The following is a 13,038-nucleotide window of genomic DNA, read 5'->3' on the forward strand; positions in this document are numbered from 1 at the left end:
CTATATAACATTTAAAGAAGAAATTACTTATGACTAGCTTTCAATACTACTTTCACCAACTGCCTTGCTTCGACTGTAAAAAAACAACGGTAAGTACTGATCTTGGTTGGTTAACGCCTGCGATGAAAGAGGATGCTATCGCTCAACTGACAGCGACTCTTGCGCAAGGTGAGATTACACCTGATCTTTCAGCAAACGTGGTTTGTACTAAAGATGAAGCTCGTGAGTACCTACTACTAAACTTCTTCGGTTACTCAGAAGAAGAGCTAGCAAGTGACATCGAAGCGGATGATGAGAAAGAAGTCGCGGATGAAATCGCAGAGCTACTGGAAGAAGGCAAAGACACCATCACTTTCGAGCATGAAATCGCTCTTCAGTGCTGTGCAGATTGTGACGTTGTTGAAGACGAGTCAAACTAAGCTCTTGTATTAAGAGTATTAAACCAAGTACTTGTAATACAGTCAGTATGTTCATCATACCCATATGATGCTCAAATGATTAAAAGCGTTAGCGAATTGAAGTTCGCTAACGCCTTTTTTGTTTTGGTTTCAGCCCTATTGATTTTGAGCGTAATAGTTAATGGCACTAGTGGTTTTTACATGTATAAATCTTGCAGTAAACTTTTTATCCACGCATGAGTTTGATCTTGACTCGATCTTGGATGCCATGCAGCTATCACTTCAAACGTTGGTAATGGTTCAGGCAGTGCAATTTCAGCGAGCTTATCGTTCGGTAGCATACGCGAAGGCAAGAATGCCAATACTTCCATCGCTGCAATACAATCGGGCGCAGCAGAAAAGCTCGGCAGAGACATGATGGTATTTCGTTTATATCCTTTATTCGCAAACCATTCATCCGCCGATCCTTTTAAGTTAGCTCGCGACGGTGATATAACAAGTTGCGGTGCTGCTGCAACCTCTGCCAAGCTCAAACCAGTAAAAAGCTCGGCGTGACCTTTTGCTGTAACACCGAGGTGTCTCTCTTCGTATAACAACATTGATGGACAAGTCTCAGGAATGAACGCTGGAAATGTTAGTGCAAGATCCACATCACCTGAGGCCATTAATTGATACAGGTTATCTGACTCAAAACGACGAATAATAATTTTCAAGTTCGGTGCACATTTACGTATTCCAGCAAGTAATGACGGTAAGATAACTTGGATTGCATAATCTGATGCACTGATCCGGTACACACCGTTTAAGTTTGCTGGATTAAACTGGCTTGAATCACTCAAGGCACCAATTGCGAGTAAAATCTGCTGAATTTTAGGTTCAAGTGCTTGCGCCTTTGGGGTTGCTACAACCCCATGGCTACTGCGAATAAATAACCTATCTTGAAATATCTCACGTAACTTACGCAACTGTTCGCTGACAGCTTGCTGAGTAATACCTAACTGTGTTGATGCTTTTGTTAAACTTTGGTGCTTCAGTACCGCCGAAAGAACACGAAGTTGTTTTATTTCTAATTTACTGATATCAGCCATACTTGTAACTTATACATGGTTGTCTTTATTTTAATTGTATCTGTTCGGAATTATATTGCGAGTCATATTCATTGACGTGAAAAGGATATTCATCGAAATGTACCTACGATTCGAACATTACTTTTATTTATATTGAGATCACGATGAAACACGACGCATTATTTTCACCAATAAAGATGAGTGACAAAACGCTGAAAAACCGCATTGTCATGCCACCACTAACTCGTTCTCGCAGTACACAACCCAATGATATTCCTAATGACTTAATGGCAGATTATTACGGTCAACGTAGCTCAGCCGGTTTCATGGTAACCGAAGGCACGCAAATAGAACCTCGTGGCCAAGGTTATGCTTGGACACCTGGTATTTACTCTGCTGAGCAAGTCGAAGGATGGAAAAAAATCACGAAGTCAGTTCATGACAAAGGCGGTATTATTTACGCGCAGCTTTGGCATGTTGGTCGTGTATCACACACTAGCTTGCAGCCAAATGGAGAGGCGCCTGTTGCGCCGTCAGCAATTCTAGCTGATGCTGTGAAAGTGTTCATTGAAACAGCACCGGGTGAAGGTGATCTCGCTGATCCAAGTATGCCGCGTGAGCTATCTACAGCTGAGGTGAAAGCGCTTGTTGAAATGTATGCTCAAGCGGCACGTAATGCTGTCGAAGCGGGTTTTGATGGTGTTGAGCTACACTGTGCCAATGGTTATCTTGTTAACCAGTTCATTTCTGCTCACACAAATCATCGTACTGATGAGTACGGCGGAAACCTTGAAAACCGCTTACGCTTCTTAAAAGAGATCACTCAAGCTGTCGCTGATGTAGTCGGCAAAGATAAAGTCGGTGTACGTTTTGCACCACTTTTCGAAACAACAGATGAAGTACGTGTTTATCTTGGTATGGTTGAAGAAGACACTCATGAAACTTACGTTGAAGCAATTAAACTCATTGATGAAATTGGGGTTGGTTACCTTTCTCTTGCTGAGGCTGATTGGGATGGTGCACCGGACCTACCGGATAGTTTCTATCAAGCGGTAAGAGCTAATTTCTCAGGCCTTGTTATGTATGCTGGTAAATACACAGCAGAAAAAGCAACAAGCATGATAGCAAAAGGTTACGGTGATATATTTGGTTTTGGTCGCCCGTTCATTGCAAACCCTGATCTACCGGACCGCATCAAAAATGGTTGGTCATTAAATGAAGTAGACCCAAATACTATGTATGGTGGGACAAATATTGGTTATTCAGATTACAGCTTTTATAACGCTGAATAATCGTCATAGCATAAACGGCAATTCTGCCGTTTATGCTAGTTAACTATTCTATGGGGCATGTCTTCTAAGCTCTAGAATTTAAGAAGTCTTGGCTTTTAGGAACATTGTTTTTTAGGAATGTTGTTTTTGAAGAGGGCTCGATCCCTAGGTTTTTGCAGGTTCTATAATACCTTGGTCACCCAATTGAGAAAGGATCGCTGCGGTTTTCTCTCTGAATAAGTCTCTTAACAAGCGAACGGTCGGTGTAATGGATTGACGGCTTGGACACACTAACCAAAGTTCGGTTGGTGTTGGTTTGAATTCAGGCATAACATTGATGACCTCACCAGAGAGCAAGTGCTTCGACATATCTAAACAAGACTTTATTGCGATACCTTTCCCTGCAATACACCAACGTCTCACAAGGTCAGCATCGTTCGATGTACGATTCCCTTTAAGCTTCACTTTATGATCTTGATTGCCATCGTGAAACACCCATTCGTCTTGCAACATGTCGTGGAGTTGGTAAAGCAAACCATTGTGCTGAGCTAAGTCACTAGGTTGTTTTGGTGCTCCCATTTCAGCCAAATATTCAGGAGCAGCACACAATGCCCTCGGCACATCGCATATCTTAAAACCATACATGTTGGCGTCAGTCGGGGAACCGTAACGCAGCGCCATATCGACGGAATCTCGGTAGAAGTCGATATTGCTATCGCTGATGCTAGTGCGAAGCGTCGCTTTTGGGTATTCAAGTAAGAACTCATCTAACCAAGGTATGATTAGGTTACGCCCTAGATCCGATGAAAGCGCAATGCGAATTTCACCGTCAAGAATACCGAGCTCTTCTCGCATGTTGAGCTTTGCTTGATCCAACATTTTCAATGCTTGTTCACATTCAGGTAGATAACGCTCACCCGCGGTAGACAATCTAAGGTGGCGCGTGGTCCTGATAAACAATTCAGCACCTAACGCAGCTTCAACACGTTTAACTGCAGCACTGGCAGTGGCCGTTCGCATGTCTAGGTTGGTGGCTGCTGCAGTGATACTGCGAAACTCCGCTACTTTCAAAATGACCTGTAAGTCTTCAAGAAGCATGTTATCTACCTGTATTTAATTATGTTCTAAACATGGAGCTGGAATGTTTCCCAATCACAATCTGCAAATGGGTTATCCCTACTTATCGCTTCTAAGTTAGCTTCAAACACTTAATTGTCAAAATTAATTTGATAATAATTCAAATGTGAGGCTGTTCTTCATTAGTAATTTTCTCACTATCATCTTCCCATATCGACAACGTAGCGCAGTACGCACTGTATGGACGAAGCCTACGATCTAGGGGAAGTAAGATGACTAAGAAAATCACAATGGGTGTAACGGATTTGTCATTCCACCGTACGACCGCATCACTGGTTACCAATGTATTAAAAGCCATGGGGTTTGAGGTAGAGCGTATTTTCTCTCCACATCAGGAGAACTTTGAAAAGCTGAAAGCAGGCCAAGTGGATATGCTTTCTTCTGCGTGGTTGCCATCAAGTCACGGTATCTACAAAGCGGGCGTTGAAGACGTTGAACCGCTTATCGAGCTTGGGCTTCATTATGAACCTTACGCGTTGTGGGGCGTACCAGACTATGTACCTGAAGAGGCGGTTTCTGAAATCTCTGATTTATTAAAGACCGAAGTGATCGAGAAAATGAACTCGACTATCCAAGGTATCAATCCCGGAGCTGGTATCACACGTTTCTCTATCCAAATGATGACAGACTATAGCCTGAACGATGCCGGTTATAAGTTCTTTCCTGGCAGTGAAGACGATTGTTTCAGTGCATTTGAAAGTGCGGTCGCAAACAAAGAGTGGGTCATCGTGCCCCTATGGAAACCGCAGTTTCTGCATTATCGCTACGATATTCGCGAACTCAAAGAGCCTAAAGGCTTGCTCGGAATTGTTGATAGAGCGGTACTGCTTTTAAGAGATGACAAGAAGCTCTTGTTCAGTGAAGAACAGATTCAGAAGTTGGATTCACTGCGTTTCTCGAACGATATTATTGCCGAACTGGATTACAAAGTTTGCCGTGAAGGTAAATCACAAGATCAAGTCACACATGATTGGTTGATTGAGAATGGCCTAATTTAACCTCTAAGCCGTTGGCAATGCAGTTAGATGTCTGCATTACCCAGATAGCGGCAATACTATTATCAAAAATTATTTGAGAATTATTCAAATATTAGGCGGTTTATCTCGGGTGGGAATTAACTAAGATTAACTCGTCTAATTCAAGGAGAAAGCACAATGTCACTACCATCAAAAATGAAAGCTATTGGATTTACTCAGTCACTTGCGATTACCGAGCAAGAGAGTTTGTTTGAGTTTGAAACGAGTCTGCCAGAACTAAAAAATAATGACTTGCTGGTAAAAGTGAGCGCGACTTCTATCAACCCTGCAGACGCTAAAATTCGTATTCGTAATGCTAAGGATAAAACACTCGAACAACCTAAAGTACTGGGCTATGACGCAGTCGGTGAAGTTGTTGGTAAAGGCACAGACGTTGAAGGCTTCGAAGTGGGTGACCGTGTGTACTATGCGGGTGACGTAACACGTATGGGTGCTAACGCAGAATTCCAAGCTGTGGATTACCGTATTACGGCTAAAGCGCCTAAGAGCCTTTCTGATGAAGCTGCAGCCGTTATGCCACTAGCAACGCTTACGGCTTGGGAAGCATTGTTTGACCGCTTGCGTGTTCGTCCTGAAGAGAAAAAGTCTATCCTGATCATTGGTGGAGCAGGCGGTGTTGGTTCAATTACGATTCAATTGGCGAAGCAACTGACTAATCTGAAAGTTATCGCTACAGCTTCAAGACCTGAAACTGAACAGTGGGTTAGGGATATGGGTGCAGACCATGTGGTGAATCACCGTAACTTGGTTGAGTCTGTACGAGAGCAAGGTATCCAACATGTGGATTACATCTTCAATGTTGCTGATACAAAAGGGCATTGGGATTCGATGGTAGAGCTAATAGCCCCTCAAGGCATGATCAGCTCGATCGTGGAGTTTGATGGCGGAGTTGATTTGTCTGCGTTACAAGGTAAATCAGCAGGCTTTATTTGGGAACTGATGTTTACACGTTCACTGTTCAACACTGATGATATCCAGAAGCAACAAGACATCTTATTCCAAGCTGCAAACCTGATTGATGCGGGTCGTATTAAATCTACGCTTACCACCACATTGAATGGCTTTAGTGTTGAGACACTGAAAGATGCACATCAACGTATTGAAAGCAGTGCATCGATTGGTAAAACGGCCATCAAATACTAATTGCTGATGTTTTAATCCGCCGTTGTTTTGAGTCGTTGACGGTTTAAATAGAAGAAGCCCCTGATATCTGATTGCTAGTCAAAAAGTATCAGGGGCTTTTGTTTAGCTGTGATTTACTCAGATTTTTTGGATGCTTTGAATTGAATCTGAATTAGGTTTAGCTCGAAGGGCAGGGGCTGTTTGTCTGCAATCAAAAAGCCGATCTGTTTGATGTCTTGTGCTTTAAGTTCTGGCGCATCGCTAAGTAGCCGACCTCTGAACTCGGCTTTAAAGTCGTTTAGTTGGAAGACTTTCTTGAGTTGTTCACCCTTGATGGTTTCAAAGCTGAGCTTGTAGTTAGTTCTATTTCCATCTATCCAAGTTGTGAACCGTAATTGATAAGTTCGGCCGTCACCAACAAACTTCAGCTCTATACTGTCCACATCAGAGTTTACGGATTCAACGGAGCGGTTGATTGAACTGAAACCACCGTTATTCTCTAACGATAGCTCACCCCTGAATTGACCTATCCCATCATCATAAATGAACCCGCCTGTTGAGATGCCGCCCATTACATTGTCGTTGATCGCAGACCATTGCTGGTGTTCGCTCGCTTGCGTGAAATCAATCATCTCTGTTCCTGCTGTTGACGCTTTAGACCATAAAAAAGAAAGGCAGAACATTAAGCATAAAGGCGCTGTTCGCTTACGCAATGAATGCGTTCTAAAGTCGGATTCGTTCATGATTTTCTCCATTATTTCCTCGTTAGCTATGGATAGTTTACGGAGAAGGTTCAGTTTCAAGCATAGCTAAACAACGGTTGATGAAGTCTTCATAGTTCGATGCCTTGTCGTATTCGATCTTCAATGAACCATGGAACATCAGTGTTACCGTGACGCCTCTGTAGCTTAACCAACAGGTGTAGCCATCGTAATCGTGCCAGGCTACCATCTCACCCAATTGATATTTACTGTCCAATTGCTCGCCAGATGATCGAATGCAATCGAACACTCTGAGAAATTCAATAATGGTGATTCTGTTGTCCATGTACCACTCCCGTTGCGCAGTCGATGAAATATGCTAAGTGCTTGTATTTGAATTAACTACGGTTTAGTTCTGCATTGCGATCACTGTGGGGAGGCCTGCATACAACATCCATTTCATCGGCTCACTTTGTGGGAGGTGTGGCTTGGAGAGAACACCTCCCATAAAGTGACTGGTATTAAGTACAAAGAACATAATACGAGGCAAGAGAGTCACATTAGATTAGGTCGTCTAAACTTAGATTTGTATGGCATTAAAAGCCGAACAATTTAGGCTCTAAAAACGTTCTCGAAAATAAACGTAAATTAATCCTTTACCTCAACTTAACTTGAAGTATTAGCATGAACTCCGTTGCTTACGAGAATACTTTAAGGAGAGAAGAATGATCCAACTTGAACATGTGAATTTAGTCGTTAAGGACATCCCTGAAATGCTGACTTTCTACAAAGCGGCGTTCCCTCATTGGTACGTCCGTGATGAAGGAAAAGGCGAATGGTCGGGTAAGCCACGTAACTGGCTGCATTTTGGCGACGAATACCAATATATCGCGATGAGTGATCATGGTGAGGGTGAAAATAGAGACTTAGCAGGGCATTCGGTTGGCCTCGCGCACTTCGCTTATGTGACCAATAATATTGAGAGCGTCATTCAACGCCTTATCGACGCGGGCTTCCCAATAGCCAAACCCGGTGCCGAAGAACCTTATCGAAAAAACGTCTACTTTGTGGATCCGGCTGGTTTTGAAATTGAGTTCGTTGAATACCTGAGCGATGCTCCCAAACTACGCAATGCCACGTAATAAAATTCGTTAATCGAGTTGGTGTGCTAGAGCGAGTTTGTTCGAAATAAAACGTCTAAGAAAGGGTGCTAGGAAGACTTACAGAAAAGGGCATTGTGGAATATTCCGCAATGCCCTTTTTAGATCTATTGACTAGCTGACTAGCTGACTAGCTGACTAGCTGATTAGCTAACTGATCTTTCGTTCGGTTATCTACTTAGCTTTAAATGGCACTAATAGTTGTTTGCCAAACACATTGATCAGCGCGCCAGTCACGATTAGGCCACCGCCTAGATAAGTCCAAACTGATGGAATCTCATTGAAGATCCACACGCCTAACAGTGCCGAGAAGACAATCTGAACGTATGAGTAAGCCGAAGCTTTGCCCGCGGCTTGTGTCTGCATTGCTTTGGTCAAGCCATATTGGCCGATTTGAGTGAAAATCCCAACTAGCACCAGCATCACGGTTAGGAATAAGCTCGGCCATACAAAGTCGTTCCAGATAAGAGCTGTGGAGATCGGTAGGGCAACCAGTGGGAAGTAGAAGATGATGACAGAGCTGTCTTCGGTTTGGCTCAGCTTTCTTACAATCACGTAAGCAATTGAGCTACCAAACGCACCGCATAGCGCCACCATAATGCTGAATAGAGGTAATTCGCTGCTCGCGCCGCTGTTCATACTTGGTTGCACCATCACCAATAATCCCGCTAGGCAGAATGCAATGCAGATCATGGTCGATTTTTGGACGCGCTCTTTGAGGAATAACACACCGAGCAACGCAGTAAACACAGGATGCACGTATTGCAGGATAGTTGCTTCTGCTAACGGAAGAGTGGTTACAGCGTAGTAAACGCACATCAGTGCTACGGTACCTACCGCGCCACGAACAAACAACAAAGGTTTGTTATTACCCCAGATTGAAATGCCTTTTCGTTTTACGTCGATGTAGCTGATGATCAAAGACACCAAAGCCCTTGCTGCAACGATTTCAAATACAGGTATGCCATAGTTGCTGATGTATTTCACACAAGCTGACATCAGTGCGAATCCAAAAGCGGAGAGGATCATGAATCGAACCCCAACAGGGATTTGTGAAAAAGAGAAAGAAGACATAAAAATATCAATAGGCTGAGGGAAAAGGAATCATAGCGTAGTTTAGGATCTTCGACCAAAGTCTTTGTCCGTTTATTGTTCTGAAAATACTAATCAAAAGTCAGGATTGCCATCATTCAATCGGCCTCTACGTAATATCTACCATGACTCAGTTTTATAAAATCAACCCCAACAGAGAGTGACCTTAATTCAACTCTGACTTATTTTGGTTTCAATTGGATTTAGTCTTCTTATTATTTCGATGAATAGATAATAAGAGACATTTTTATGAAACCAATAAATACCCTACTCATATCCGCCCTTGCTGTTTGTTCTTTCAGTTCCGCGACTTACGCCGATACTATTTTGCACGCGTTCAACTGGAAGTATTCAGATGTGACGGCCAACGCGAATCAAATTGCTCAAGCTGGCTATAAGAAAGTACTTGTCGCGCCTGCAATGAAATCGAGTGGCAGCCAATGGTGGGCTCGCTATCAACCTCAAGATCTACGCACTATCGATTCTCCTTTAGGCAACAAACAAGATTTAGCCGCAATGATTGCCGCACTCAAAGGTGTGGGCGTCGATGTGTATGCCGATGTGGTACTGAACCATATGGCGAATGAAAGCTGGAAGCGAAGTGACTTGAATTACCCTGGCACAGAAGTGCTAAACGATTATGCTAGTCGTTCAAGCTACTATGCTGACCAGACTCTGTTTGGCAACCTAGCACAAGGTTATGTGTCAGCGAACGACTTTCATCCAGCGGGCTGTATTTCCAATTGGGAAGACCCTGGTCATGTTCAATATTGGCGTTTGTGTGGCGCCGATGGCGATGTAGGTTTGCCTGACCTTGATCCAAATAACTGGGTAGTGTCACAGCAACGTTTATATCTGAAAGCGCTAAAAGATATGGGCATAAAAGGGTTCCGAATTGATGCAGTGAAGCACATGAGCCAATACCAAATCGATCAGGTATTCACGTCTGAAATTACAGCGAACATGCATGTGTTTGGTGAAGTGATTACTAGCGGTGGAGCAGGGAACAGTGGCTATGAATCGTTCTTGGCACCTTACCTGAATAACACCAATCACTCTGCTTACGATTTCCCGCTGTTTGCGTCGATTCGATCGGCGTTCTCAATGAGCGGCGGTTTAAATCAACTGCATGATCCTAAAGCGTACGGTCAGGCACTTGATGATAACCGCTCGATCACCTTTGCGATCACACATGACATTCCAACCAATGACGGCTTCCGTTACCAAATTATGGACCCACAAGACGAGCAGCTCGCTTACGCTTATATCCTTGGTAAAGATGGCGGCACACCGTTGATCTACAGCGATGATCTTCCTGATTCTGAAGATAAGGATAACGGTCGCTGGGGCAATGTGTGGAATAGCTCGACAATGAAGAACATGTTGAGTTTCCACAACGCGATGCAAGGTAAATCAATGACGATGATTTCGAGCGACCAATGTACTTTGCTGTTTAAGCGTGGCAAAGAAGGCGTTGTTGGTATTAACAAGTGTGGCGAAACGCGTGGCGTGACAGTCGATACTTACCAGCATGAGTTCAATTGGAATGTTCAATACAAAGACGTATTAAGCAGCGCGACAGAAACCATTTCTTCTCGCTACCATACGTTCAATCTACCACCACGCAGTGCGCGTATGTTTAAGCTGTAGCGTCTGGCGTAGTTAGAGAGCAGACCCAATAACCTAAAAAGCCGCAGTTAATACTGCGGCTTTTCTAGTAGAGAAGGCATTGCTAGCACATCAAGCCGTTAGAAAGGCGAGCGACTATTGGCAATGGCAAACTGTTGATAAAGATCGGCCACTTCAACTGGGTTGAACTCATCTTTGTAAGTCAGCTCACTAAGTCGGTGTGTGATATTTTGTAGTTCATGCGAACGTTGCTGAGCACGCTGCTGATAGCGTTTGAAGGCTTGCTCTGTTCCTTCAAAGTTAGAAGCAATGCTTTGTGCCAACACGTAAGCATTCTCAATGCCCAAGCTGAATCCGATACCCATGGTCGGGAGCACTGCGCAACAGGAATCTCCCAGTAGAACAGCATTGCCACGATACCATGTATCAAATGGTGCAACATCGGTGAGTGGAGAAGGCAAGATCTTCGATTCAGGCGTATCTCGGATCATATTCAGTAGGTAGCTCGGATAGTGGGAGAATTGCTCTAACACGGTTTGTTTAGATAGTGTTTCACCTTCTTCAACGGCGCATGCAGCAAACCAGTACTTGCCTTGGGTTTCTCGATCGTATGTGTAGGTTACGATACGAGATTTATCACCCGCAAAAACATAGCATTCATCATCGCTGATTTCTGATGCTTTGAAATCAATCTCACCGCGGCAGCAGTAGACGTTCGGTTGTCTTAAAGACACATCAGGCGCAACAAACTTTCTCACTTGAGAGAACACACCATCGGCACCGACAATAATATCTGCATCAAGTGGTTCGCCATTGACCAGAATCTGCGGCTCATCGTCGTTTTGAACAACAGTGCAGGTTTGGTTAGTGACGATGCAGTCATCTCCTAGCTCATTTAATAGCAACTGGTATAAACGGCTGCGATGAAACAAACCAATTGGCGCGTTGGCTTTGCTTGGGGAGTCACTCATATTGAGCGTGTTGATTGGCAATCCTGTCGCCGTTAATGTCGAGATGGTATCGACTTGGTTGCACGAAGCTTTTACTTTGTCGACCCCAACCAGTGCCGCAAGTACCTGCATGCCCTCTGGCCACATGATGATGCCCGTACCGTCAGCACGCGGTTGTTCAGCCTTCTCGTATATTCGAGCTTTAATGCCAAATTTACGCAGTGATAAGGCGAGTGCCAAACCATTTAGTCCTGCGCCGATAATCGCGACTTTTAGACGTTGTTGTTCCATGACTTTCTCCTAAGAATAAGATGCCAATATCTGTGTACTGGTTCATAGGGCGTAAGATAGGTCATTCGAATCAATAAATAAACGTTATGGATTATAAGGTTAATGCGATTTTTAAATCTTAGGTGCAGATCCCTTAATGATCTTGGATGACTCCAGACCAATGGTTTTGATGGGATAGCGCTTTCAGTAATTCAATCTCTTTCGCTGTTTCGCCTTTCAGCCATTCAATTAGGTCATTTATTACCGGCGAATGAGTACGCTGGTGGCCAAAGTAAGTCCAAGCACTGTGTTGGATCTTGGCGTTTTTAGGGCAGTATAAAAAGCCTCGTTGAAGTTCTTGTAATACCAAAAGCAAATCTGTCACCGTGACACCTTCCCCCGATAAACATGCACTGAGCGCTAAATCTAACGACAAGAAGCTGGTGTTTCTGACGGGCTTTTTCGGCGGGAACTCGACATCGGCTAGCCATACTTTCCAGTCATGATGATCTAAGGTGGGATGGAGCCTTGGCATGGTTAAGATCGAATCGAGGTCGGTGTCTTGCGTCGTTAAACTGGCAGAATTCGTTAAGCTAGTAGAACAAACCGGCGCCATGAACTCCTCGCGCAAGAAAGTGATATCAGGTGTATTGTCATAGCGTTTTTTGAAGCGAGTGTGGAAGATCAACAAGTCATACTCGCTGCTGTTGATCGCTTCATCTTCTTCAATCACAGGAACAATCACGATCTCGTAGTCGGGGTAACGCTCGTTTAATTCACGAACCTTAGATATCAATACTCGCGTTGCAAAACTCAGGGTCGCTTTAATTACAATCCGCTTCTGTTTTGGTTCACTCCAAGAGGCGATCACCGATTCGATATTGCCGTAGCTATCACGCAAAGCCACATACAAATCATGACCTTGTTCTGTTAATTCAATCGCTCGATGCTTACGAATAACCAGCGATGCGTTTAAGTCATCTTCAAGCTGTTTGATCTGACGGCTGATCGCACTCTGTGTCACGTTGAGTTCATCAGCGGCCAAGGTAAAGCTCATAAGCCTTGCGGCCGCTTCGAAGGCTTTTAAGCCATTATGTGAGGATGGCAAGCTAGGATATGGGGTCATAATTCGTTCGCATGAGTTTATGGAATGTTAGAGTCGCAAATTTATCAATTGAACGCCAGCCTCATCGATCGTATTTTG

Annotated in this window: 13 protein-coding genes; 6 read left to right on the plus strand and 7 right to left on the minus strand. The window is 43.8% G+C overall.

The window, feature by feature from the left end; genetic code table 11:
* Positions 1–29 precede the first annotated feature (29 nt).
* Positions 30–419 (plus strand): hypothetical protein, encoded by a 390-nt coding sequence (locus AC3CKG_RS21955; RefSeq protein ID WP_017107843.1) that lies wholly within the window; start codon positions 30–32, stop codon positions 417–419.
* Between the two features lie 176 nt (positions 420–595).
* On the opposite strand, the gene AC3CKG_RS21960 is transcribed toward AC3CKG_RS21955, so the two are convergent.
* A complete protein-coding gene (locus AC3CKG_RS21960; protein WP_488529348.1) occupies positions 596–1,486 on the minus strand; it encodes a LysR family transcriptional regulator in 891 nt (296 codons plus the stop codon).
* A gap of 143 nt (positions 1,487–1,629) precedes the next feature.
* Here AC3CKG_RS21960 and AC3CKG_RS21965 point away from each other — a divergent pair, with 143 nt between their 5' ends.
* Entirely contained in the window at positions 1,630–2,757 is a 1,128-nt protein-coding gene (locus AC3CKG_RS21965; RefSeq protein WP_065104584.1) for an alkene reductase, read from the plus strand.
* Positions 2,758–2,901: 144 nt separating this feature from the next.
* On the opposite strand, the gene AC3CKG_RS21970 is transcribed toward AC3CKG_RS21965, so the two are convergent.
* On the minus strand, positions 2,902–3,834 hold the full coding sequence (locus AC3CKG_RS21970; RefSeq protein WP_488529349.1) for a LysR family transcriptional regulator: 933 nt from the start codon (positions 3,832–3,834) through the stop codon (positions 2,902–2,904).
* Between the two features lie 269 nt (positions 3,835–4,103).
* On the opposite strand from AC3CKG_RS21970, the gene AC3CKG_RS21975 reads away from it, so the two are divergent.
* Together AC3CKG_RS21975 and AC3CKG_RS21980 are read left to right on the plus strand one after the other, a co-directional pair.
* Positions 4,104–4,871 (plus strand): glycine betaine ABC transporter substrate-binding protein, encoded by a 768-nt coding sequence (locus tag AC3CKG_RS21975; RefSeq protein ID WP_488529969.1) that lies wholly within the window; start codon positions 4,104–4,106, stop codon positions 4,869–4,871.
* A gap of 156 nt (positions 4,872–5,027) precedes the next feature.
* Positions 5,028–6,053, plus strand: a complete 1,026-nt coding sequence (locus AC3CKG_RS21980) for a zinc-binding alcohol dehydrogenase family protein (RefSeq protein ID WP_102487080.1) — start codon at positions 5,028–5,030, stop codon at positions 6,051–6,053.
* Positions 6,054–6,166: 113 nt separating this feature from the next.
* On the opposite strand, the gene AC3CKG_RS21985 is transcribed toward AC3CKG_RS21980, so the two are convergent.
* The gene (locus AC3CKG_RS21985) at positions 6,167–6,775 is read right to left on the minus strand and encodes a CIA30 family protein (RefSeq protein WP_488529350.1); all 609 of its coding nucleotides are present in this window, start codon (positions 6,773–6,775) and stop codon (positions 6,167–6,169) included.
* 37 nt (positions 6,776–6,812) lie between these two features.
* Complete coding sequence (locus AC3CKG_RS21990) at positions 6,813–7,079, minus strand: DUF3081 domain-containing protein (protein WP_488529351.1); 267 nt, start codon at positions 7,077–7,079, stop codon at positions 6,813–6,815.
* 379 nt (positions 7,080–7,458) lie between these two features.
* On the opposite strand from AC3CKG_RS21990, the gene AC3CKG_RS21995 reads away from it, so the two are divergent.
* Positions 7,459–7,875 carry a VOC family protein gene (locus AC3CKG_RS21995; RefSeq protein ID WP_488529352.1) on the plus strand — a complete coding sequence of 139 codons (417 nt, stop codon included), beginning with the start codon at positions 7,459–7,461 and terminating at the stop codon, positions 7,873–7,875.
* Positions 7,876–8,067: 192 nt separating this feature from the next.
* On the opposite strand, the gene AC3CKG_RS22000 is transcribed toward AC3CKG_RS21995, so the two are convergent.
* Positions 8,068–8,967 (minus strand): DMT family transporter, encoded by a 900-nt coding sequence (locus tag AC3CKG_RS22000; RefSeq protein ID WP_065104591.1) that lies wholly within the window; start codon positions 8,965–8,967, stop codon positions 8,068–8,070.
* A gap of 267 nt (positions 8,968–9,234) precedes the next feature.
* Between AC3CKG_RS22000 and AC3CKG_RS22005 the strand changes: the two genes are divergently transcribed.
* A complete protein-coding gene (locus AC3CKG_RS22005) occupies positions 9,235–10,635 on the plus strand; it encodes an alpha-amylase family protein (protein ID WP_102291384.1) in 1,401 nt (466 codons plus the stop codon).
* A 98-nt stretch (positions 10,636–10,733) separates the two neighbouring features.
* On the opposite strand, the gene AC3CKG_RS22010 is transcribed toward AC3CKG_RS22005, so the two are convergent.
* Positions 10,734–11,855 carry an FAD-dependent oxidoreductase gene (locus tag AC3CKG_RS22010; protein WP_488529353.1) on the minus strand — a complete coding sequence of 374 codons (1,122 nt, stop codon included), beginning with the start codon at positions 11,853–11,855 and terminating at the stop codon, positions 10,734–10,736.
* A 133-nt stretch (positions 11,856–11,988) separates the two neighbouring features.
* Positions 11,989–12,960, minus strand: coding sequence for a LysR family transcriptional regulator (locus AC3CKG_RS22015; protein ID WP_488529354.1), 972 nt, complete (start codon positions 12,958–12,960; stop codon positions 11,989–11,991).
* Between the last annotated feature and the right edge of the window lie 78 nt (positions 12,961–13,038).

It is taken from the genome of Vibrio sp. QJM3NY_15, from assembly GCF_057785995.1.

What these genes read in the sequence shown, in the direction of transcription:
- AC3CKG_RS21955 (WP_017107843.1), top strand. Translation starts at nt 30, where the DNA reads ATGACTAGCTTTCAATACTACTTTCACCAACTGCCTTGCTTCGACTGT.
- AC3CKG_RS21960 (WP_488529348.1), bottom strand. Translation starts at nt 1,486, where the DNA reads ATGGCTGATATCAGTAAATTAGAAATAAAACAACTTCGTGTTCTTTCG.
- AC3CKG_RS21965 (WP_065104584.1), top strand. Translation starts at nt 1,630, where the DNA reads ATGAAACACGACGCATTATTTTCACCAATAAAGATGAGTGACAAAACG.
- AC3CKG_RS21970 (WP_488529349.1), bottom strand. Translation starts at nt 3,834, where the DNA reads ATGCTTCTTGAAGACTTACAGGTCATTTTGAAAGTAGCGGAGTTTCGC.
- AC3CKG_RS21975 (WP_488529969.1), top strand. Translation starts at nt 4,104, where the DNA reads ATGGGTGTAACGGATTTGTCATTCCACCGTACGACCGCATCACTGGTT.
- AC3CKG_RS21980 (WP_102487080.1), top strand. Translation starts at nt 5,028, where the DNA reads ATGTCACTACCATCAAAAATGAAAGCTATTGGATTTACTCAGTCACTT.
- AC3CKG_RS21985 (WP_488529350.1), bottom strand. Translation starts at nt 6,775, where the DNA reads ATGAACGAATCCGACTTTAGAACGCATTCATTGCGTAAGCGAACAGCG.
- AC3CKG_RS21990 (WP_488529351.1), bottom strand. Translation starts at nt 7,079, where the DNA reads ATGGACAACAGAATCACCATTATTGAATTTCTCAGAGTGTTCGATTGC.
- AC3CKG_RS21995 (WP_488529352.1), top strand. Translation starts at nt 7,459, where the DNA reads ATGATCCAACTTGAACATGTGAATTTAGTCGTTAAGGACATCCCTGAA.
- AC3CKG_RS22000 (WP_065104591.1), bottom strand. Translation starts at nt 8,967, where the DNA reads ATGTCTTCTTTCTCTTTTTCACAAATCCCTGTTGGGGTTCGATTCATG.
- AC3CKG_RS22005 (WP_102291384.1), top strand. Translation starts at nt 9,235, where the DNA reads ATGAAACCAATAAATACCCTACTCATATCCGCCCTTGCTGTTTGTTCT.
- AC3CKG_RS22010 (WP_488529353.1), bottom strand. Translation starts at nt 11,855, where the DNA reads ATGGAACAACAACGTCTAAAAGTCGCGATTATCGGCGCAGGACTAAAT.
- AC3CKG_RS22015 (WP_488529354.1), bottom strand. Translation starts at nt 12,960, where the DNA reads ATGACCCCATATCCTAGCTTGCCATCCTCACATAATGGCTTAAAAGCC.